This is a genomic window from Sphingobacterium sp. UBA3549 (genome assembly GCF_002376635.1).
In the GTDB taxonomy this organism is placed as follows: Bacteria; Bacteroidota; Bacteroidia; order Sphingobacteriales; family Sphingobacteriaceae; genus Sphingobacterium.
Window position 1 is genome coordinate 44,286 of the sequence record NZ_DFOE01000018.1, and the last position, 19,591, is coordinate 63,876.

General features: G+C 38.6%; 22 protein-coding genes. 10 read left to right on the plus strand and 12 right to left on the minus strand.

Annotated features, from left to right (window positions below):
• Nucleotides 1-81: 81 nt before the first annotated feature.
• Nucleotides 82-474, plus strand: a complete 393-nt coding sequence (locus tag B2W36_RS10345) for a RagB/SusD family nutrient uptake outer membrane protein (RefSeq protein WP_293887751.1) — start codon at nt 82-84, stop codon at nt 472-474.
• A gap of 295 nt (nt 475-769) precedes the next feature.
• Complete coding sequence (locus B2W36_RS10350; RefSeq protein ID WP_293887648.1) at nt 770-2,005, plus strand: porin; 1,236 nt, start codon at nt 770-772, stop codon at nt 2,003-2,005.
• An 85-nt stretch (nt 2,006-2,090) separates the two neighbouring features.
• On the opposite strand, the gene B2W36_RS10355 is transcribed toward B2W36_RS10350, so the two are convergent.
• The 3 genes from B2W36_RS10355 to B2W36_RS10365 all read right to left on the minus strand — a co-directional run bounded on the left by B2W36_RS10355 (nt 2,091) and on the right by B2W36_RS10365 (nt 4,169).
• Nucleotides 2,091-2,672, minus strand: a complete 582-nt coding sequence (locus tag B2W36_RS10355) for an NAD(P)H-dependent oxidoreductase (RefSeq protein ID WP_293887649.1) — start codon at nt 2,670-2,672, stop codon at nt 2,091-2,093.
• A 58-nt stretch (nt 2,673-2,730) separates the two neighbouring features.
• Nucleotides 2,731-3,297 (minus strand): Crp/Fnr family transcriptional regulator, encoded by a 567-nt coding sequence (locus B2W36_RS10360; RefSeq protein ID WP_293887650.1) that lies wholly within the window; start codon nt 3,295-3,297, stop codon nt 2,731-2,733.
• Between the two features lie 110 nt (nt 3,298-3,407).
• Nucleotides 3,408-4,169 (minus strand): SDR family NAD(P)-dependent oxidoreductase, encoded by a 762-nt coding sequence (locus B2W36_RS10365; RefSeq protein ID WP_293885362.1) that lies wholly within the window; start codon nt 4,167-4,169, stop codon nt 3,408-3,410.
• 243 nt (nt 4,170-4,412) lie between these two features.
• Here B2W36_RS10365 and B2W36_RS10370 point away from each other — a divergent pair, with 243 nt between their 5' ends.
• Genes B2W36_RS10370 through B2W36_RS10385 form a run of 4 tightly spaced genes read left to right on the plus strand, consistent with a single transcriptional unit; the run spans nt 4,413 to nt 6,337 of the window.
• A complete protein-coding gene (locus B2W36_RS10370; protein WP_293885364.1) occupies nt 4,413-4,838 on the plus strand; it encodes an organic hydroperoxide resistance protein in 426 nt (141 codons plus the stop codon).
• 3 nt (nt 4,839-4,841) lie between these two features.
• The gene (locus tag B2W36_RS10375; protein ID WP_209576541.1) at nt 4,842-5,210 is read left to right on the plus strand and encodes a DUF1304 domain-containing protein; all 369 of its coding nucleotides are present in this window, start codon (nt 4,842-4,844) and stop codon (nt 5,208-5,210) included.
• 12 nt (nt 5,211-5,222) lie between these two features.
• The gene (locus B2W36_RS10380) at nt 5,223-5,858 is read left to right on the plus strand and encodes a nitroreductase family protein (RefSeq protein ID WP_293885366.1); all 636 of its coding nucleotides are present in this window, start codon (nt 5,223-5,225) and stop codon (nt 5,856-5,858) included.
• A 47-nt stretch (nt 5,859-5,905) separates the two neighbouring features.
• The gene (locus B2W36_RS10385) at nt 5,906-6,337 is read left to right on the plus strand and encodes a MarR family winged helix-turn-helix transcriptional regulator (protein ID WP_209576537.1); all 432 of its coding nucleotides are present in this window, start codon (nt 5,906-5,908) and stop codon (nt 6,335-6,337) included.
• A gap of 441 nt (nt 6,338-6,778) precedes the next feature.
• On the opposite strand, the gene nudK is transcribed toward B2W36_RS10385, so the two are convergent.
• The 3 genes from nudK to B2W36_RS10400 all read right to left on the minus strand — a co-directional run bounded on the left by nudK (nt 6,779) and on the right by B2W36_RS10400 (nt 9,742).
• The gene (gene nudK / locus B2W36_RS10390) at nt 6,779-7,360 is read right to left on the minus strand and encodes a GDP-mannose pyrophosphatase NudK (protein WP_293887651.1); all 582 of its coding nucleotides are present in this window, start codon (nt 7,358-7,360) and stop codon (nt 6,779-6,781) included.
• Nucleotides 7,361-7,476: 116 nt separating this feature from the next.
• Nucleotides 7,477-8,706 (minus strand): hypothetical protein, encoded by a 1,230-nt coding sequence (locus tag B2W36_RS10395; protein ID WP_293887652.1) that lies wholly within the window; start codon nt 8,704-8,706, stop codon nt 7,477-7,479.
• 145 nt (nt 8,707-8,851) lie between these two features.
• Nucleotides 8,852-9,742 carry an SIR2 family protein gene (locus B2W36_RS10400; protein ID WP_293887653.1) on the minus strand — a complete coding sequence of 297 codons (891 nt, stop codon included), beginning with the start codon at nt 9,740-9,742 and terminating at the stop codon, nt 8,852-8,854.
• Nucleotides 9,743-10,470: 728 nt separating this feature from the next.
• Between B2W36_RS10400 and B2W36_RS10405 the strand changes: the two genes are divergently transcribed.
• Together B2W36_RS10405 and B2W36_RS10410 are read left to right on the plus strand one after the other, a co-directional pair.
• The gene (locus tag B2W36_RS10405; RefSeq protein ID WP_293887654.1) at nt 10,471-10,965 is read left to right on the plus strand and encodes an N-acetylmuramoyl-L-alanine amidase; all 495 of its coding nucleotides are present in this window, start codon (nt 10,471-10,473) and stop codon (nt 10,963-10,965) included.
• Nucleotides 10,952-11,314 carry a hypothetical protein gene (locus tag B2W36_RS10410; protein ID WP_293887655.1) on the plus strand — a complete coding sequence of 121 codons (363 nt, stop codon included), beginning with the start codon at nt 10,952-10,954 and terminating at the stop codon, nt 11,312-11,314. The genes B2W36_RS10405 and B2W36_RS10410 overlap by 14 nt, the downstream gene beginning before the upstream one ends.
• Nucleotides 11,315-11,432: 118 nt before the next feature.
• On the opposite strand, the gene B2W36_RS10415 is transcribed toward B2W36_RS10410, so the two are convergent.
• Complete coding sequence (locus B2W36_RS10415) at nt 11,433-11,873, minus strand: hypothetical protein (RefSeq protein ID WP_293887656.1); 441 nt, start codon at nt 11,871-11,873, stop codon at nt 11,433-11,435.
• Between the two features lie 335 nt (nt 11,874-12,208).
• Between B2W36_RS10415 and B2W36_RS10420 the strand changes: the two genes are divergently transcribed.
• A complete protein-coding gene (locus tag B2W36_RS10420; protein ID WP_293885377.1) occupies nt 12,209-13,015 on the plus strand; it encodes a hypothetical protein in 807 nt (268 codons plus the stop codon).
• A 342-nt stretch (nt 13,016-13,357) separates the two neighbouring features.
• Here B2W36_RS10420 and B2W36_RS10425 read toward each other — a convergent pair whose 3' ends face one another.
• The 3 genes from B2W36_RS10425 to B2W36_RS10435 form a co-directional block, all read right to left on the minus strand.
• Nucleotides 13,358-13,861: a hypothetical protein gene (locus B2W36_RS10425; protein WP_293887657.1), complete on the minus strand. Its 504-nt coding sequence runs from the start codon at nt 13,859-13,861 to the stop codon at nt 13,358-13,360.
• Nucleotides 13,862-14,305: 444 nt separating this feature from the next.
• A complete protein-coding gene (locus B2W36_RS10430; RefSeq protein WP_293887658.1) occupies nt 14,306-15,409 on the minus strand; it encodes an NAD(P)-binding domain-containing protein in 1,104 nt (367 codons plus the stop codon).
• A 13-nt stretch (nt 15,410-15,422) separates the two neighbouring features.
• The gene (locus B2W36_RS10435; protein WP_293887659.1) at nt 15,423-16,445 is read right to left on the minus strand and encodes an LLM class flavin-dependent oxidoreductase; all 1,023 of its coding nucleotides are present in this window, start codon (nt 16,443-16,445) and stop codon (nt 15,423-15,425) included.
• Nucleotides 16,446-16,623: 178 nt separating this feature from the next.
• On the opposite strand from B2W36_RS10435, the gene B2W36_RS10440 reads away from it, so the two are divergent.
• Entirely contained in the window at nt 16,624-17,220 is a 597-nt protein-coding gene (locus B2W36_RS10440) for an HD domain-containing protein (protein ID WP_293887660.1), read from the plus strand.
• Between the two features lie 116 nt (nt 17,221-17,336).
• Here B2W36_RS10440 and B2W36_RS10445 read toward each other — a convergent pair whose 3' ends face one another.
• On the minus strand, nt 17,337-17,885 hold the full coding sequence (locus B2W36_RS10445; RefSeq protein ID WP_293887661.1) for a GNAT family N-acetyltransferase: 549 nt from the start codon (nt 17,883-17,885) through the stop codon (nt 17,337-17,339).
• A 201-nt stretch (nt 17,886-18,086) separates the two neighbouring features.
• The gene (locus B2W36_RS10450) at nt 18,087-19,586 is read right to left on the minus strand and encodes a SusD/RagB family nutrient-binding outer membrane lipoprotein (protein ID WP_293887662.1); all 1,500 of its coding nucleotides are present in this window, start codon (nt 19,584-19,586) and stop codon (nt 18,087-18,089) included.
• Nucleotides 19,587-19,591: the final 5 nt, after the last annotated feature.

Here is a 19,591-nt window from a genome sequence, read left to right on the forward strand (position 1 = left end):
ATTAGTTAATAATACTTTAGCAACATAGAGGCAAAACAGGAAGTCCTTGTCATTGTAAATGGGCAAGGACTTCTGATTTTAATTGGAGTAGGAAATCTAAATCATTTTAGAGCTGCTGAGATGTATCTAATAGAAGCTGAAGCAAAATATTTCCAAAATAAACCAGCTTCCGAGATTCAATCAACTTTGAACGCTTTAAATGCTACATCTGGCAGAGATGCTAATTACAACTGTACAAAAACCGGTGTTGCATTACTAAAGGAAATTAAACTGTATCGTGCGATTGAACTTTGGGGTGAAGGATTTGACTGGTTTGATATGAAGCGATGGGGAGATCCTATTGTTCGCAATGCGTTTGCAAATGGCGGTAATTTCTTGACATCATTGGCGGTTACCATCAATCCTCAAGATAAAAACAAATGGACGTGGTCTATTCCACTTCGCGAAAGTGATTACAATAAGGGATTAGAATAATTTTAGCTGCTAATCATTACGATAAAATGGCCGATACAACTTGTATCGGCCATTTTATTTTGAAGATAGTACGTATGACGTGGAAAATATTCAGTCCCATGACTTTTATAACTAGTCGTTTATTACCAAATCATTAATTTTATGTATATAAATTAATAGACTAACAATTTATTAATATTAACTTAATATTGGGAATCTATTTTTACGCCATTGAAATGATGATCATGTAGAAGAAGGAAAATCGATTCTCCTTATATAGCATCTCAATCGAAAAAGAAAATTTATTCGAAATCTCATGAAAAAAGTAGTTTTACTCTTAGCACTGATAGGCCCTGTCGTAGCGATTGCGCAAAATAATAATGCGCCTTCCAGCTATGACCCACATGATATCAAAATTACGGGATACCTTCAGACACAGTTTCAAAAGGCGCAGTCCCCCGGAATAACTTCTTTTTCGGGAGGTGATTTTTCAAAGAATTCGGACAATAGATTTATGATACGCAGGGGGCGTCTTAAAATTGACCGTGTAGACACTTACTCCAGTATTGTCTTCCAGTTGGATGCAACCCAGGATGGAGTACAGCTAATGGATGCATTTATCCAGTTACGACACCCTAGCCAGAAAGGGCTGAGTTTGACTGCTGGTCTTTTTAATAGACCATTTGGATACTCCATCGTATATTCTTCAGGATATCGGGATTTCCCTGAAAGAGCACGGGTATTTCAAACGCTGATGCCTCGAGAACGTGATCTAGGGGGGATGGTTAGCTACCATCCGGGAGGTAAAGCTAAATTTCTAAACCTCGATTTAGCATTGGTTAATGGCAGCGGCCATTCCGCTAAAGATTATGATTCAAAAAAAGATCTGATCGGTAATCTAGCTTTTAAATTCGATAGTCTTGCGGATAAAAAAGTCCATCTCGGATTCGGTGGTTCGTTTTATAAGGGATCTGTCCGTAACGATACCAAAACCTACTACACGGCTAATAATAATGGGTATAGTGCACATACTAGCGAAGAAAATGAGGGTAAAGCCATCGGTAGAAATTATTATGGCGCAAACTTACAGATCGAGCTTGATAACAGCTTTGGTAAGTCTAGTTTTAAAACAGAATATGTTGCTGGAGATCAGCCCGGCGTTGCAGGTGGTGTAGATATTAAAGGTCCTTATGCCAGTAGAAGTTTTACAACGCAACCGACAACCGACCTTTATCAACGTAAATTCAACGGTTACTATCTTTGGTTAACACAGGAAATCGGTCGTACCGGATTTACTGCAATGGTTGCATACGATGTATATGACCCAAATACCAAAGCAAGTGGTTCGACGATTGGCATGGCCGGTAATTTTACGGCTGATGGTGATGTCAAGTTTAGTACAGTTGGCTATGGACTCGCTTATCAATTTAGCAATAGACTTAAGTTTACGGTCTATAATGAACATGTCACCAATGAAGCGACAAGTTTGCCAAACTTTTCAGCAGATCTTAAAGATGATGTATTTACGGCTAGAATGCAGTACCGTTGGTAAGCTGAAATGGATCCGAACTTGCGATTGGATAAAGATTAATCATCATTTTTTCTTTTGAAGATTCGGCAAATTCATCGGATTGAGCTTATGCCTGTCTGTAACCGAGCTGCTGTACTTTATGTAGCCATTTGTCCCGCTGAATTGAATCGGAAGTTTTGATAACGCCTATGTAGGTGACCTTAACGGGCGATATTCCACAAAATTGCAGTGTCGATTTTTTTAGTTGATTAACGCTGGGACTACCATATATCAGCGTGTAATACCAACTCGGCTGATCAAGTGTCGTAATGATTCGAGCGGATTTACCTTTTAATAATTTGTCCCAAAAAAGAGAGTTTTCACGGTATTGAAATGCCATCCCAGGTAAAAAGAGTCGATCAATAAAGCCTTTCATCAAGGCAGGGAGCCCACCCCACCAAACGGGATGTACCCAGACCAGATGATCGGCCCATAGGATGTCTTCCCAGGCAAGCTGTAGGTCTTGTTCAAGTTCGGTCCGTTTGCGATAACCAAATTGAAGATTTGGATTGAAGTCTAGGTCGATGATATGGATCGTTCGTACTACAGCTCCGGACGCTTCTGCACTTTTTTGATAAGCATTTGCAATGGCAAAATTGAAAGACTCCCGATTTGGGTGTCCATTGATAATAAGTATTTTTTTGTTCATGACCTTGTATTATATCTCAAAAATAGTCATACGAATACTGTTGTTATAGGACAAATGTCTAAAAAGAGATTTGATTGCGAATGCGACTTAAATGACGTTGTGTTATGCCTAAGTAGGAAGCAACATAGTTTAGAGGAAGCTGTTGGATAAACTCTGGATGGTCTTTGATTAAATTAGCATAACGTTGTGACGCAGTCTCTTTTTGCAATTGAAAAACACGTTTTTCGAGCTCAAGATATTGCTCTTCAGCAATCATTTTAAGATACGTTGTCCATTTTAGGTTGTTTGTGGCAAGTTTGTTAATGATATTTTTTTTGATCACCCACAGTTCAACAGGCGTAATCGCCTGCATGTTCTCTATACTTGGTCCGCCCGTAATGAAGGAGGAGTAGGCCGCTATCCAAGTATTCGGAAAGCGGAAACAATAAGTAATATCCTCTTTATTGACGCTACTATAAAAGGAGCGGAAAATCCCTGACTGTATTAATGCAACCTCATGACAGCGCTGATTTTCTTTGATGAAAAAGTCGTTTTTATTCAACTCTCTGTATTCGAAAAGATCGACAATTTGATTGATCTCTTCTTCTTCAAAGAGACCAATAGAGCGGAAATATGTTGCTATCATGGATTTCAAACTTAGCGAAATTACTGTCTTTATGCAAAATAGATTCAGTTTTGTTGCGAAACCTAGCTGTTAAATATTCATTCCACTATATTAATATTCATTCCACTATATTAAAGATTCATTCCACCAGACACTTCAATACGTTGTCCATTGATCCATTTTGCCTCTTCGGTACACAGAAACGCAACCACACCACCAATATCGTCAGGTACACCGGCACGTCCCAACGCTGTAACCGCTGCAATTTGTGCATTAGTTTCCTTATTGTCCCGCACACGGCCGCCTCCGAAGTCGGTTTCAATAGCACCAGGGGCAACAACATTTGCTGCAATACCACGATGACCAAGTTCTTTAGCAAGATATCTAGTCAGCACCTCGATAGCTCCTTTCATAGCGCCATACGCAGATGCTCCTGGAGACGCAAAACGAGCAAGGCCTGAAGAGATGTTTATAATACGTCCGCCGTCGTTCAAATAAGGTAATGCTTTTTGCGTAAGGAAAAATACACCCTTATAGTGTATATTATAAGCTGTATCAAACTGTTCTTCGGTCGTCTCCATGAACGGAGCATATAATGCAGTTCCCGCATTGTTGATCAAAAAATCGAAGTTGTGTTGTCCTGTTTCTTCCTTTAAATACTGTTTAACTCGTTCAATAAAAGTATCAAACGACCCTATACAACCAGCATCAAATTGAAAAGCAGTAGCTTTTCGTCCCAAAGATTGGAGTTGTGAAACGACCTTATCAGCTTCTTCCCGATTACTGTTGTAGGTCAATATGACATCAATACCCTTTTTCGCAAGATGAATTGCCATGTTTTTACCGAGGCCCCGACTGCCTCCGGTCAACAGCGCTATTTTATTTGTTGCCATCTGTGATTTGTTTGTAAGATTTAATAACACAAAAATTCTTAGTGAAAAGGATCATTCGCTTTATAAATGCTGGATCCTTGTAGGATTCAAATTATAACGTTTATTGCCTGAAATTGTTTTTCAATTTCAGGTGGTCGTTCCAGAGGCAATGATTCTCATTTCAATGTAAATTACAATATTATATTTTGCGCAATATAATTTCTTGATGTACATTTGTATGGTCAAATTAAAACAAATTAAAATATGAAAACGTTATATAACATCGGTGCGACAGCAAAAGGCGGACGAAACGGTCAGGTAAAAAGTGAAAATGGCGTATTGGACTTAGCTGTTCGTATGCCTAAAGGTCTTGGCGGCGCCAATGACGATTATGCTAATCCCGAAATGCTTTTCGCAGCAGGGTATGCAGCATGCTTTGATAGTGCGTTGAATTTGGTGATCAGATCAGAAAAGGTTAAAACAGGAGAGACATCTGTAACTGCTCATGTCAGTATAGGACAACTGGAGAATGGTGGTTTTGGTCTCGCCGCTGAACTACATGCAAATATTCCTGGTGTGAGCGTTGAAGTTGCACGAGAATTGATTGAAAAGGCACATCAAGTCTGTCCTTATTCAAATGCAACAAGAGGTAATATAGAAGTTAAATTGACAGTATCAACTAACGAATAATAGATGAACAATTTGGCCAATGTGCTTACAGCACTTGTACTTTTAGAACATGTGTACATTGTATGGATGGAAATGTTTGCTTGGGAAACGGCTGGAAAACGCAGTTTCGGAAAAGCCCTTCCGGCTGAGCTCTTCAAACCTACTAAGGGGCTTGCTGCAAATCAAGGCTTGTATAATGGTTTTTTAGTTGCAGGCTTGGCCTGGTCGTTCTTTATCACTGATCCGGTATGGAGTGAACATGTAAGGCTGTTTTTTCTGGGATGTGTTCTTGTGGCAGGAATTTTTGGTGGAATTACATCGAGCAAAAAGATATTCATTGTACAGGGGTTGCCAGCATTGTTGGCTTTATTAGCTGTTATTCTATCCAAATAAATATATAATTATATGTCATTAATAGAAGATTTAAAATGGCGTCATGCTGTAAAAGCGTATGACCCGGAAAGAAAAGTTAGTCAGGAAGATATAGACAAGATTGTAGAAGCTGCTCGTTTAGCCCCTACGTCTTCAGGCCTACAGCCATTTAAAGTGCTGGTCGTCGAGAACCAGGCATTAAAAGAGGAGTTGGCTAAGGGAGCATTAAATCCGGAGTGTATGCGTGAATGTTCGCACGTGCTGATTTTCGCTGCATGGGATCGTTATACAGCTGAGCGTATCGATCAGGTTTATGATTATACAACAGATGAACGCGATCTACCGCGCGGGCGCTTTGGTTCGTATACCGATAAGCTAAAGTCGATTTATCTAAATGAAGCTGCCGAAAGAAATTTTGCGCATACAGCAAGACAGACTTATATCGCTTTAGGTTTGGCGTTAGCCCAAGCGGCTGAACTTCGCGTCGATTCTACTCCTGCGGAAGGCTTTGATAATCATATGGTGGATGAAGTATTGGAACTGGAAAAGCTCGGTTTAAAAAGTGTATCATTAATGTATGTCGGTGTAGCAGACTCTTCCCGAGATTGGATCTCAACGATGAAAAAAGTTAGAGTATCCAAAGCGGATTTTGTCGTTGAATATAAATAAATGGGTACTGCTTTCTCAATCACTTGAAAACTCGATATCTTTGTGAGATGGACGACTTATTAAAATTAGATAAACAGCTTTGCTTTTCAGTTTACGTGCTGCATAGGGAAATTATGCAGCAATATCGAGCTATTCTTGAAGAGATCGACTTGACCTACCCACAATATATCACCATGATGGCATTATGGGAAAATGATGAGCAAACGGTAAATCAATTAGGAAGTAAGCTATTTTTAGATAATGGAACACTTACACCACTGTTGAAACGTCTCGAGGCCAAAGCCTTGCTCACCCGGACACGAAGCAAATCTGATGAGCGGGTGGTAAAAATCAAACTAACGAAGCAAGGATTGCTGCTAAAAGAAAAAGCGAGTTGCATTCCTATGCAGATTTTTCAAACGTTAAATCTTGAGTATGATGATATGGTCCAGCTCAAGTCATTAGCTGATAAAATCGTAAATAATTCGGGTAAACGCTAGAAGTTTTCCATATTGAAATAGGCAAGGGATTGGACATGGTTTGACTGTGCCCAGTCCCTTTGCTATTTTTAGTATGACCACATATTTCTCTTCATCTTTTATAAGAACTGAATTTTATTACAAACTGAACAGTAGAAGGTGATTTTTCTATTGTTTTTATTTGAATTTGTCAGTCACTTTTCTGTCGGCTGTGAGGAGCGAAGACAAGAGAAAGAAGTTGTGCTACATAGTCTTTAACCAGCGTGATAGCGCCGTTTGGAACTTAATCTTTTTGACAGTCGCCTTCATGTAAAATTATGGTTTTATAGATCCGGAGGTAAGGTCGATTATGGATATGTACGCCTAATTATCCAAAAGGATGCGGTGGTTGGTGATTATTATGGACTCAAAGTTTATTTTGGCCGGGTATTTAGCTTAAATGGCTATAAACCTGTTGTATGCCTACAAGATATTTTTCAGTTTAATATATTGCAGCAACATAATAGTTTTTCCATCTTTGATTTCTCCTGTATCAATCATATGTAAAGCATCCTGAATTTTAATTTCGAGGATCTCTATATGCTCTTCTTCTTCCTCCAGTCCCCCTCCTTCGCTAACTTTCATGCTGGTTGTATACTCTGCTATAAAAAAATGCAATATCTCCGTTACTGACCCGGGGGACATGTAGGCCTCAAATATTTTTTTTGCTTCCTTGATTTGGTAGCCCGTTTCCTCTTCTGTCTCTCTACGGATGCAATCTTGGGGCGAATCTTGATCAAGCAGACCTGCGCATGCTTCTATCAGCATACCCGATTCGTTGCCGTTTATGTAAGTTGGGATTCGAAATTGTTTAGTCAATATAACGGTATGGGAACTGATGTTATAGAGCAGAATAACCGCGCCATTACCACGGTCATAAGCTTCCCTGCTTTGTTGCTGTACTGTACCGTCTGGTTTGCTGTATTGATAGGTTACTTTTTTTAGCGTGTACCAATTATCTGATAATATCTCGGTTTTTATAATTTCAATATCTTTTATTGCCATTTTTAGTGTGTTAAATTCAGGTAGTAAAAATAGGGATTGAAATCCAAATGAAGCAGGGAAAACTAAAAGATGCTTGGATATCTTTCGCTAGTTTCCATGGTGCTATCCAATGGACTTTATCTGATGCCATTCTCCAATACCTGTTTATCGATCGTGAATTCACGATAGCCAAAGGCACCGGACTTGTAGCCAATTACGGCACCGAACTCAATATTTTTTGAGGAAGCTATCTTTGGGAATACAGAAGAGCGGTATACATTAGCGGAAGCCAAAGGTTTTTCAAAGACCCGAAAGTGTATGCCATCCTTTGAATATGCTAGGTAATTCATATCTGAGGTGAATCGATCTACATTTCCGATTGCCAGACATAAGAAGTAATATCCATCGATATAAGAGCCTTGTAAATGCCAAGTTGAATATCCCTTACTAAATTCCAGCCAAGGTTTGTTGATAAATTCAATCTTTTTGCTATTCCGATAAGCGGTGAAGTCTAATCCATTGATAGAAACACGCGATAGGATATTCGTTATGATAGGAGTCTTATAACTAGGCATGAAATCTACTTCGTAGCTTGTTGTTATATTGGCGGAATTTTTTACAAAGGTTGGAGATAGGATATGGTTGTCTTGAAGGGATGCGGGCTCATTACTATTATAAACGAGTTCCAGAGGAGTCCAGTCAATCCCATTTTTCGATGTTTGCCTTACAACAACACGTTCAGCTTCTTCGTTTAATTTTCTATTATTATTGGCGCTCTTAGCTCCCCATTTTTTTAGGATTTTGCTGGAGAAAAAGCAGCCTCTATAATATAACTCGAATTCTTTTCCGTTGAAATTCCAATCTACATCAGACCAATAGCCTTGATTTGGACTGCCATCTTTTTGGATGAAAGATTCTTCTAATGGTGGTCGGCGTTGAATAGGATTGGTCATTCCAGCAGGTGTAATCCATTCTTTCCCGTCATTAGATGCAACTATAGTGGGGTTTTCGTAAAGTGAGGCTGTTCTATCTGAGCCTATGATTCCAAAATAAGGAGTGAATACCATCCAGTATTTGTATCCGTTGAAACCCTTTGGAAAATACTCTACATCGGGATGGCAATAACTCGCATTATTTCCGGAAATATCGCGTATCAAAGAAGGTCGCTCTTCACCAGGTTCATTTGCATTGGCAATTGCATTAATTTTTATAGTACCAATATCATTTGTAAAACCAGCTGGAACGGGTAATTTCTCCCTTTCAGTGATCTCAGGATCGGGCAGTACAATACCTGGGTGAATATCTCTCTTACAACTAACAAATAATATTAGGCCCAAAAAGAAATAGGCAATTCTTTGATACGACATAGAGAATTCTTAAAAATAAATATCGACGGTAATATGTTATGGCTTTACGTTTCCTTTAAATTGCAGGAACTAAGAGCAAAAGTGACTTATTTTTTTTATTTCTCAAAATCAATCTGAAAATATTATTCTATGTTTCTATTGTTTGTTATTCTCTGCTGGAAAGCTCGTATCTCTTTCTTACTGCTGCTAATACTTTTTTATAATATTTAGTCTTATCGGCTTCGTCAATTACAATAATCTCGACATCATTTGCCTGAAGTAACTGCATCTTATCCTTGGAAAGCGAATACCATTTTTTTGTTGTATAGTAAAATAATTGATTTTTAATAAAGCTACTCCGTTTATAATACTTATTACGTGCACGATACGTTAATAGCCACCAAAGATCGATTTCCACAAGATCTAGAGAAAGACCAAAGATGTGGATATCTTGCGTAAAAAATAGATCAATCCACGATTGAAGCTTGGTTCCTTTTTTCTGATTCAACCTTTTCATCAAGGAATCTCTGTAGACAGTTTCTGAACTGTAATTTGTTCCATTAACGACATAATCCCTCATTTTTTGCAATTGACCACAATAATGCTCATAACCGAGATTAATAGACGCGGGGTTTAGACAGTCGCCATGAATATGCCAATAGGTTTTATGTTCACTTTCATGCCTACGAAAGACACTGTAGGTTGTTTCGCGAATTAAACCAGTATTAGGTGTGCTGGTTTTACCTTCTAAACTAAAATCATAATTTGTGGTTATGATGTGTTTGATTGGTATCTCCCGAATTAACTGGTGTATTTCGTTTTGCTTGATCTGCGAAACACAATCCGAGATGTAACTTTTAAGTTCCCTCTCGTTGATGTGCTGTTTTTTGATAGCGCCAAGGAATATTTCCTCATATAACATGGGGAAGGGCTTGAGGCCATTTTCTAACGAACTGACCTTATATTTCTCTTTAATATTATTTAATAAATCGCTCCAGCTGATCCCGGGTGAGATATTGTTGATGTCGTTCCCAACTAGTAAAGTAAACTTATTCATCATCATATAAATCAAGCGTCATCCATTTATAAATTAAAGACGATGCCTAATAATCGTATAATTTGTTATTTGATAACCTGTAGCATTCAGGTTAATCCAATACTAAAATAATAAATTAAATCCTGAAGGAATATAGTGTGCGTGTTTTTTAGTGCGGATCTTGTTGGCTCTTAATCTGGGGATCTTGACATGTTTATATGCATTAAATGCATCAATATTGTCTGCTGGTGCTTTTAATTGAGCTTTCTTGCATAATGCTTTCATCGAGAGTCATGCTTTAATTCGCACGATATAGGTTATGGAATATTAACTGAATGTAATTATCGGGCACTGGCGTTATTCTGTTTATGATTATCAAAAAAGGCTAGGCGAACCAACTTCCTAGCCTTCACGGTATAACTCATCCTATGCTATAACAAACAAATAACAAAGGAGAGAAGGAAATGTTTGATGGCCAGATTACACTTCGGTATGAAACTTTAACGATGTGATCGTTTTTAGAACGCACCATTTATTGTTGTTGCGGTGTTTTTCCAAAATAGTCGGTAAGTGCAACATACCGACTACATCAATCTGTTATTCCGTGTTTTAATAGCTGACTGCCTTTAAATTTGTATTGTATAGAAAGCTAGAAATGCTTTCATTGATCACATGTGATTCGATGCTTATGAAAGCTCGGAGTAATCTAAATACAAACATAAAAGAACTAATTAATAAGGATAAAAGCTATGGAAATTAAAGAAAACAAGCTTTTAGGTGTTTCATATAGAGATACACCCAATAAAGGTGGTATTATCGAACCGGTTTATATCATCATGCATTATGATGGTGCGTCCAATTCGACTAGTGCAATAGAGTGGATGACAGATGCGCGAAGTAAAGTATCTGCCCATCTTCATATAAGTCGTACTGGCGTTGTAACCCAATTGGCCCCGTTTAATGTCAGATGCTGGCATGCAGGTTTCAGTGCATGGGCGGGACTGAAGGGGTTGAATACCTATAGTATAGGTATAGAGTTACAGAATAAAGGTCAGGAAATCTATACCGAAAAGCAGATCAGTATTGCGCTTGAAGTGTGCCGGGCAATTATCAGTGAATATCCGATTCGGGATATTTTGGGGCATTCAGATATCGCTCCAGGAAGAAAAGAGGATCCAGGGAGACAATTTCCCTGGGAGAGATTTAAATCGTTAATAAAAGAGGATTGGAATGGACTTACTTGAAATTTTGGAAAAATTGATTATCCCCGTGGCTACTGCGGTTGGAGGGTATCTAGTCGGAAAACCCAAAGAGCAAGCCGAAGTGGAAGCAACAAATGTTGAAAATGCTGGAAAAGTGATCGAGAAATGGGAAGGATATTCGAATAGGTTAGCGAAGGATATTGAGCAACTGCGGGCAATCATTGAAGATCTTAATGAAGCGCTACGTTTAGCAAATGATGAACGTATGGCGTGCACGAGGACGTTAGCCGATTTGCAACTCAAGTATGATGACCTTATGAAACTTTATAATAAGCTACAAATGGAATTAAAGCAGGTCAAAAATGAACAACATAGTACACAAAATGAATAAGTTGTTTGAATCTACATCCCAAGAATAGTCCTTGAGTATTGTTTCTCGAGGACTATCTATATGGTTTATAAGACGAAGATGAATTTTGTCAATAAGGTTAACATGTACGTGAAATAAATCAATAGTCTTTATTAAAACGCGCATCAATAAGGTAATAATTGGCAACCTGCTTGATCTCCATTTTGAAGTCCCGGTAAAGATCAAATTGGTTGCATGCGCAGATGATGGATTTCTGTAAAATGTCATTATTTATTTTCAAATAAGGCCCTAATTCTTTATAAATGGTGCTTTTAACTTTGGTTTTTAGATTAGTTAACTTTTCAGGTTGAAAAATGCGTAAAACAACCGCTATAGCTTTGTAACGATGTTGAATATCCCTATAATTGATATATTCTCCCATGATTTGTTGCGCTGGTATACCTACGAATTTACAATAACAGTCTATCACTTTACTGATTTTAGAAAGATCAGGTTCATAAATCTTATCAATGGATTTTAGTATTTCGGGATGATTCTCTTTTAAGAAACTCATCATAAATGAATAATATAATGTGTTCATGCGTTGTGAGCTATTTTTTACCTGTTAAACGTAGTGTTGCTTCTGTTCTTAAAACATTATTTTGTTCGCGCGATTCATTAACATCTATATATTCGCCGCTATTTAATTGTTTTGTTAAACAAAGTTAAACTAAATTGTTAATCTTTTAATATTTTTTTTGATAAATTTTTATGTTGTTGAAAAATAATAAACTTATTTGTTTAACATTAAATTACTGATAATCAGTTATTTTTATTTTTTTTTAATTGGTCTGTTTGTTTAGGTTTTATAAGTTGTGTAACTTTGTGTCAGAATGTTATGTTTTTGTGTAACATTTCTTAAGTACAGTATCAACTATGGAGACTTATTCAAATAACAATTTTGAAGTTTTACGCTTGGAAATGCGTGTCACAAACCGTGAATTTGCGTCGTTATTAGGTGTACGGGAACAGGTGTACTCGCGTATAAAAAAGGGTGAATATCCGATTGGGCTTACGATGAAAACACGAATTCAGAAGGCTTTTCCTCATATTCAATATGATTGGCTTTTGTATGGAAAGGGGGAAAGGCTAGCGACTGTCGCTCCAATTCAGTCTGACACTGTGGCGATGGTCAGTATGGGAAATGGAAAATCAATAGGGTACTTTTCGGAAGATGTTAAGTTTATTGATGAAAACAAGAACAATATATTTTTTGAAGTTTCCCCTGGAAGATATTTGATGCAGACAAAACTTGTTACTGAAAAAGCGAAAGCCGGTTATTTATCTGGCTTTTCCGATCCGGAATATATGGACGACTTACCTGCTCATTTTATTACAGTCAATGAGTTTCATAAAGGAGCTTATCGTTCTTTTCAAGTTAGTGGTGATAGTATGACCGATGGTACGGATGCAAGTGTATTGGATGGCGATATTGTTACGGGGCGTTTGATAAAGCCAGAGTTATGGCAATCCAAATTTCATACACATAAATATCGTTATTGGGTAATAGTGCATAAGTTTGAGGGGGTTATCATAAAAGAGATCGCTCATCATGATGTAAACAACGGAATTCTTACGCTTAGATCACTTAACACGGATAAAAAAAGATATCCTGATTTTGATGTAAGTCTGGATGACGTTGATCAAATTTTCAATGTTGTAGATATTAGCCGCTCATTATAAGCGCAAGAGTTTTTTTATTTGTTTTCTGGATTTTAAGGTGTATGGGCGTTTTATATTTCATTGCTAAAAAATATAGAAATTAAAGCTAATTATATTAGTTTTAATTTCTATATTTGGTTTTAAATTGAACGTTTACGGTCATGTTGCTGTGTGCTATTTTGGCGCTTCTAGTATATATCGTGCATCGGGATAGATCGTTAGCATAGCAAGGATATAGGTTGCTCATTATTCAAGCCTGTCCGTAGCGTTCAATTCAAATAGAAGACCGCTGTTAAGTTCAGGTTGCTTATGTTTTCGATTGATAAAATGAGTTTATTTTTTGAATTATAGCGGCTATCATTTTTAATTTTTGACAAAACTTACGTCGGTTATTTTATAATTAAAGTTGTCTTTCTCTCGCTCATTCTCTGGCTTCTCTAATTCGCTGTAACGTACTGTACCTTTCATTTTAAATGTTGTATGTGAATCTAGATTGATTTTCTCTCCATTTTCGTCAAATACATAGAAGTTTTTTAGCGTATAATTTTTTTGGTCTGCAGGGATATCAAATAATACACTATTCTTTTCTGTTCCTACAGGTAAAATCACATTGAGTGCTGTAAATTTTTCTGAACTGAAAGCATGAGATTTAACAACAAAATTCATTTCCATTGTTTTCGATTTGCCAGAAGAAAAGGTGAAAGATGGTGCATCAAATTCTCCAACTAACTCAATGGTCTTGTCTTGGTTGTCGTAGTTGGATTCAATAGCTTTTACCGTATCGACAGAGTCGCCATTACAAGATGTGAACAGTGTTAAACTACAAGATGTTAACAATAATGCTGAAAATAAATGTTTTGTTTTCATGATAAAAATCTATTAATTGAATACATTTTATTAGTCCGCTTAGCCGTATTGAATAAAACTATACATATTTGATGTAGTAAAGCCTGATGATTCAAGATCGTCACTCCATTCATTATAGCTTGAGCTTTCATTCAGTGGGCTCTTCTTTATTATTTTTCATAAAAGTAATGCGTGAATAAATAGATTTTACTGTATGATTTAAATTCGTAAGGAATGAATTTAAATTCGCATCCACAGATTTTTTTTTCGTTTGGAACTGAAGGTAAGTGTACAAATCGATTGAAGGTTATCCTTGCAGATCGTCAATAGGATTTTTGGTTTAGTTCCCTGTCGACAATTAATATTTTGGGGATTTGTTACCGTGGTGAATAACTTTGATTAAATGCTAGATTGCTATTCCATTGCTGCGCTCTGACTTGATTTGCCAGTTTAGTTTGTTTCGCTCTACATGGTGAGACTGTGGCCGACGTCTGAAAGCGTATTTAGCAATTCTTTGGCTGCGGCACTTCCGGCTCGGTTTGCTCCAATAGTGGATGCTGATGGGCCATAACCCACGAGGTGAATTCTGGGGTCTTTGGCTACCATGGTAGCGAGTCTGCCTGTCATTTGGATTCCGCCTTGGGCTTCTTTTGGCAGAACGGCATCAAGGTGACTTAATGAGCTTTTGAAGCCCGTATTCCAAAGAATAACATCTGCTTTTTGCTCTATTCCGCTGTCCCATTTGATTCCATTTTCTGTTATTTCCTTAAACATAGGAAAACGTTTAAGGACACCACGCTGTTCCATCTTTTGGATTTCACTAGTATAGGGAAGGCCTGTCACCGCCACTACAGACAAAGGCGGTAGTCCTTGCCTTACACGCTCTTCCACCATCGCAACAGCATGATGACCTGCCATATCATCAAAGGGGCCTTCTCTGAACAAAGGTGGTCGACGTGTAACCCAGGTCGTTGTCGTTATTTGGGAGATTTGGTCCAGTAATTGAATGGCAGAAATACCGCCTCCAACAACAATCACATGTTTTCCCCTAAAATAGTCTGCAGTTTTAAAATCCTTTGTATGAAGCTGTTCTCCCTGAAATAAAGCTGCACCGGGATAGTCCGGAATGTATGGGTTTTCCCATGTACCTGTAGCGTTTATAATGCCTAGAGCTGAGAAATGCTCGTTTTTTGTATCGATGTGAAAACGATTCTGGTGTGCATAGACTTTTTCTACTTTGACTGGCCGATAGACCTGAAGCTCAAATTTCTTTTCATAAAGCTCAAAATAATGGGGAACTGCGGTGTTTGCTTGGACCTCCGTGTCGTTTGTAGATAGCGTTTCTTCAAACGACATACCAGGTAAATCGTGTATTTTATTAACAGTACTTAAGGTGAGCGAATCCCAACGGAATTGCCAGGCTCCACCAGGGCCAGGGGCTTCATCTAAGATAATAAAGTCTCTCCCGATTGTAAGTCCCATTCTTTTTAAATGATAGGCAGCAGAAAGCCCAGCTTGTCCCGCACCTATTACAGCAATTTTTGTTTTGTACCGAATATTCTTTATCATGAGTTCAGAAAAGTTAACGCCAGCCGAGTTCGGGCGCGACATATTTCAAAATAGCCGAAAGGATATGAATGTTATAGTCTACTCCTAACGTATTTGGAATGGTTAAGAGTAATGTGTCGGCTTCTTGAATGGCTTCATCTTGCGCTAGTTCCTTTATAAGTTGATCTGGCTCGGCCGCATAGCTTCTTCCAAAAATCGCCCGCCGGTCTGTTTCGATCATTCCTATCTTATCTTTTTTATCCGCCGCCTGCCCGAAATAGTAGCGATCCAAATCGTTGACCAACGCAAAGATGGATCTGCTAACGGATACCCGGGGCTCGCCGGCATGTCCAGCTTCCTTCCACGCCTCTTTGTATAAGCGGATTTGTTCGGCCTGCTGAATATGAAAAGGCTTACCATTTTCATCATATTTCAAGGTAGAGCTTTGAAGGTGCATTTTATTATGCGCAGCCCATACGGCTGTTGAATTGGACGCTGCTCCCCACCACACACGATCCCTTAAGCCATCTGAATAGGGTTCAAGCCTGAGTAGGCCCGGTGGGTTTGGAAACATCGGATAGGGATTTGGCTCGGCAAAACCGATACCGTTAAGTTTTTCCAAAAACGCCAAAGCTTTCTTCCTTCCCATATCAGCGTCGGTTTCATCTTCGCCTAGGTTGTAACCAAAATAGCGCCAGCCATCAATTACTTGCTCTGGGGAACCTCTGCTGATTCCCAGCTGCAATCTGCCTCCAGCAATTAAATCTGCAGCGCCGGCGTCTTCCACCATATAAAGCGGATTTTCATAGCGCATGTCGATTACACCAGTGCCGATTTCAATGTTAGAGGTTTTGGCTCCAATGGCCGCGAGTAAAGGAAACGGAGATGCCAGCTGATTTGCAAAATGGTGTACGCGAAAATAAGCTCCATCTATGCCTATTTCCTCTGCAGCTACAGCTAAATCTATCGATTGCAGCAAGGTGTCACTTGCTGTCTGCGTACGATATGCGGGATGTTTGGACCAATGTCCAAACGATAAAAAGCCTATTTTTTTCATAAACCACAATGGAATTGCATGTCTATCAAATTTAATAAATGTTGCGGTTATTTTTGGGATGCCTATTGTCGGGGCGGTGTCAATAATCTATCATTTTGATCGAAATGATAGCGGATAAATAGGCTATATACGAAAAATAGTAAATTTGTATATTGTTCAATTATATTGTTTTCATAGTATGGAAATTTCGGATAGATTATTAAAACAAATCGAGTTTATTAAAGAGATTGATAAGATTAAATATATACAGCGAAAAACAAAGCTTTTTCATAGCGACCGGCATGAGAATGATGCTGAGCACAGTTGGCACCTTGCAATGATGGCGCTAACACTTTTAGAATACGCAGATGAATCAATAGACCTATTAAAAGTGGTCAAAATGGTGTTGATTCATGATATTGTAGAGATTGATGCTGGCGATACTTTTATCTATGATTTGGAAAGAAATCATATCAACACTGATTTAGAACGCTTGGCAGCAGGGCGGATTTTCGGGATTTTACCAAAAGATCAGGCAGATGAACTGATTACACTCTGGGAGGAGTTTGAGTCGGGAAAGACCGATGAGGCTAAGTTTGCTCGTGCAATGGATCGATTGGAACCCCTTTTGCAAAACAGTTCCAATAATGGTGGAACTTGGAACGAGCCCGGCGTAAGTTATGAAAAGGTCTTTGCCAAGAAATCTGTTATCAAAGATGGCTCTACTGCGCTTTGGGCATATGCAGAGAAGCTGATTGATGCAGGAGTTGCTCAGGGAATCCTAAAAAAGCAGTAATCCCTTTATTAAATTGACATCGGTAATCCTTTCTGGGAGGCTTTCTGTTGTTTTTACTGCTATCTAGATTTAGCGATAAATTTCGACGCGCTTTTCGAAGTTGCAATGAGCTTGCACTAATTAGGATTATTTTCTATTTGTTTTCTTTTTTCAAACCATTCATCCTTTAAAATTGACATCAGCAGCTTGTCGTGGAATTGGTTATCCCTAAAGCAGGCTTCACGCATTCTACCTTCAAGTTTAAATCCAGCGTTTTCATACGCTTTAATCGCTGCATAATTTGGCTCGGATACGGTAAGCATAATTCTATTAAGTCCTAATGTTTCAAATCCAATAGCGAGAAGTAATTTGGTAACTTGAGATCCTATCCCTTTACCCCAATGTTGACGATCTCCGATGAAAATAAAATATTCTCCGGATCTGTTTGGCTTTGAAATATTACAAATGCCAGCATATCCAATCAATTTATTTGTATCCCCGTTTAAGAAAATTCCACGATTAAAATTTTTTAGATCATTGACAACAGTTAAAAACCAAGCATCGATCTGCTCCTTTGAGTGCATGGATTGGAAAATAGAAAGTGAATATTTTATCGAAATGTCATCATTGATCCATTCATAAAATGGTGAGACGTCTTCCAGAGTAAGGGGTTTAAAGTTAATCATTATATTGGGTTTTACAGTATATGAAGGGCTATGTTTCAGTTGCATAATGTCGCTATTTCGCTGCAAGCATAATATAATCATTGTTTAAAGAATTAAGCCTATCTCTTTGAAAATTTATCTAAAAAACTGCTGTATTACCTATATTTTAAAGCGGTAACGACAGGGGCTGTCCAAACTGGTCAGCCCCATTATTATAGTGTATTATTTTTTGTCCCACCATACTTTAGATAAGAAAGAATCTCCATTCGTCATTCTGGCTGCCGCTTCCTTTACATGTGTTGCGTTCAACTCAGCCTCTTCACTGGAGTATATTGCCCTGCGTGGTATCTGTCCGTTGGTTGAACCTGGATTAGGGCCAGGGGTTAAGCTGGGGTATCCGGTACGTCGCCATTCCGCGAAAGCTTCCATGTCCCTGCCAAAAAGGTGAATCCATTTTTGCGTCGCTATTTTTTCCATTTTCTGTTCGTCTGTCAAACCACTTAAATTGATCACAGATTCGTATGCTAAAGGAATAGACGAAATATTATATGGCGGTAATGCCAGCGCAGCTTTGACACCTTCTGTAAAAAATGCTTGTGCATTTGCACTTGTAGCTCCCCAGCCCAGCAGCGCAGCTTCAGCTTTGTAAAAGCATATATCCGAATAGGTAAAGGCATAGCTTGGAATCGGAGCAAAGGTGAGACTGAACCATGTTGATTTATTGGCCGTGGAATAGTTGGCACGAATCAACTGTGACAACTGATTATCCGTTAAAGCAACGCCAATACCTTGGTATGTTGCTGTACCATTGAATTGGACAGGCTCGGCAAGCAGTGAAAGCCTAGGGTCCTTATATTCTTTCAGTTTATCGACTAACGTATTGGCAAGATAACGCAGATCCGCACTCCCTGTTGTCATTTGACGTAGAATAGGATTTTGATTTTCAGCTTGAGCATCGTTGTAGGTAGGAACTGCGGCATTATCACTATTGCTGGTGAATAGACCTACAGGAGACGACAATGCTTCGCTAACTGTTTTTTGCGCCAAAGACGGGTTGGCATACCGCATACGCATACCTACTTTGAGTTTGAGCGAATTGCCGAATTTTTTCCATTTTTCAATACTGCCTTTGTAAAAGAAATCTGAAGATCCGTAAGACTGGTCTCCTGTTGTAAGCTTAGCGATAGCTGCATCGATTTTTTGGACCAATGCTGGATAGATCTCTTCCTGTTTGTCAAATTTGGGCGTGCGATTGATTTCCTTATTGGATTGTGTGATCTCGGAGTAAGGGATGTCCCCAAACAAGTCAGTAAGGCGCTGATAGAGATATGCTTCGTAAAGTTCGGCAATAGCCAGCTTACTTCTTCCTGCTGCATTGTCTTCCTTGCCGCTCAATTCCTGTTTGATCTGAACGATGTTGCGAAGTAAGGTGTAGTGCTGCGACCAGATCAGATTTTCGGGTCCTTCAAAATATCGAGAAACAGGCACTACCGGACCTCCAGCCCAATGTTGGATCCAAGAGCCAAACTTGTTGTTGGGTAGTTCCCCAGATTCCTGAAAAGTGCCATCACGTAGGATACGTGCTATGAGTAAAGATGGATCTACAGTGGTGACAGATGTGGGAGGCGTATTGATTCGTTCGAAATCTTTGGTACAGGCTCCTAGTCCTGCTACAGAAATAAGTCCGAAGATGAATGTATTTTTAAATAGTTTCGTTTTCATAATAA

Excerpts from the sequence above, each read along its gene's own strand:
- B2W36_RS10350 (WP_293887648.1), top strand. The coding sequence starts at position 770 with ATGAAAAAAGTAGTTTTACTCTTAGCACTGATAGGCCCTGTCGTAGCG.
- B2W36_RS10355 (WP_293887649.1), bottom strand. The coding sequence starts at position 2,672 with ATGAACAAAAAAATACTTATTATCAATGGACACCCAAATCGGGAGTCT.
- B2W36_RS10360 (WP_293887650.1), bottom strand. The coding sequence starts at position 3,297 with ATGATAGCAACATATTTCCGCTCTATTGGTCTCTTTGAAGAAGAAGAG.
- B2W36_RS10365 (WP_293885362.1), bottom strand. The coding sequence starts at position 4,169 with ATGGCAACAAATAAAATAGCGCTGTTGACCGGAGGCAGTCGGGGCCTC.
- B2W36_RS10370 (WP_293885364.1), top strand. The coding sequence starts at position 4,413 with ATGAAAACGTTATATAACATCGGTGCGACAGCAAAAGGCGGACGAAAC.
- B2W36_RS10375 (WP_209576541.1), top strand. The coding sequence starts at position 4,842 with ATGAACAATTTGGCCAATGTGCTTACAGCACTTGTACTTTTAGAACAT.
- B2W36_RS10380 (WP_293885366.1), top strand. The coding sequence starts at position 5,223 with ATGTCATTAATAGAAGATTTAAAATGGCGTCATGCTGTAAAAGCGTAT.
- B2W36_RS10385 (WP_209576537.1), top strand. The coding sequence starts at position 5,906 with ATGGACGACTTATTAAAATTAGATAAACAGCTTTGCTTTTCAGTTTAC.
- nudK (WP_293887651.1), bottom strand. The coding sequence starts at position 7,360 with ATGGCAATAAAAGATATTGAAATTATAAAAACCGAGATATTATCAGAT.
- B2W36_RS10395 (WP_293887652.1), bottom strand. The coding sequence starts at position 8,706 with ATGTCGTATCAAAGAATTGCCTATTTCTTTTTGGGCCTAATATTATTT.
- B2W36_RS10400 (WP_293887653.1), bottom strand. The coding sequence starts at position 9,742 with ATGAATAAGTTTACTTTACTAGTTGGGAACGACATCAACAATATCTCA.
- B2W36_RS10405 (WP_293887654.1), top strand. The coding sequence starts at position 10,471 with ATGGAAATTAAAGAAAACAAGCTTTTAGGTGTTTCATATAGAGATACA.
- B2W36_RS10410 (WP_293887655.1), top strand. The coding sequence starts at position 10,952 with ATGGACTTACTTGAAATTTTGGAAAAATTGATTATCCCCGTGGCTACT.
- B2W36_RS10415 (WP_293887656.1), bottom strand. The coding sequence starts at position 11,873 with ATGAACACATTATATTATTCATTTATGATGAGTTTCTTAAAAGAGAAT.
- B2W36_RS10420 (WP_293885377.1), top strand. The coding sequence starts at position 12,209 with ATGGAGACTTATTCAAATAACAATTTTGAAGTTTTACGCTTGGAAATG.
- B2W36_RS10425 (WP_293887657.1), bottom strand. The coding sequence starts at position 13,861 with ATGAAAACAAAACATTTATTTTCAGCATTATTGTTAACATCTTGTAGT.
- B2W36_RS10430 (WP_293887658.1), bottom strand. The coding sequence starts at position 15,409 with ATGATAAAGAATATTCGGTACAAAACAAAAATTGCTGTAATAGGTGCG.
- B2W36_RS10435 (WP_293887659.1), bottom strand. The coding sequence starts at position 16,445 with ATGAAAAAAATAGGCTTTTTATCGTTTGGACATTGGTCCAAACATCCC.
- B2W36_RS10440 (WP_293887660.1), top strand. The coding sequence starts at position 16,624 with ATGGAAATTTCGGATAGATTATTAAAACAAATCGAGTTTATTAAAGAG.
- B2W36_RS10445 (WP_293887661.1), bottom strand. The coding sequence starts at position 17,885 with ATGATTAACTTTAAACCCCTTACTCTGGAAGACGTCTCACCATTTTAT.
- B2W36_RS10450 (WP_293887662.1), bottom strand. The coding sequence starts at position 19,586 with ATGAAAACGAAACTATTTAAAAATACATTCATCTTCGGACTTATTTCT.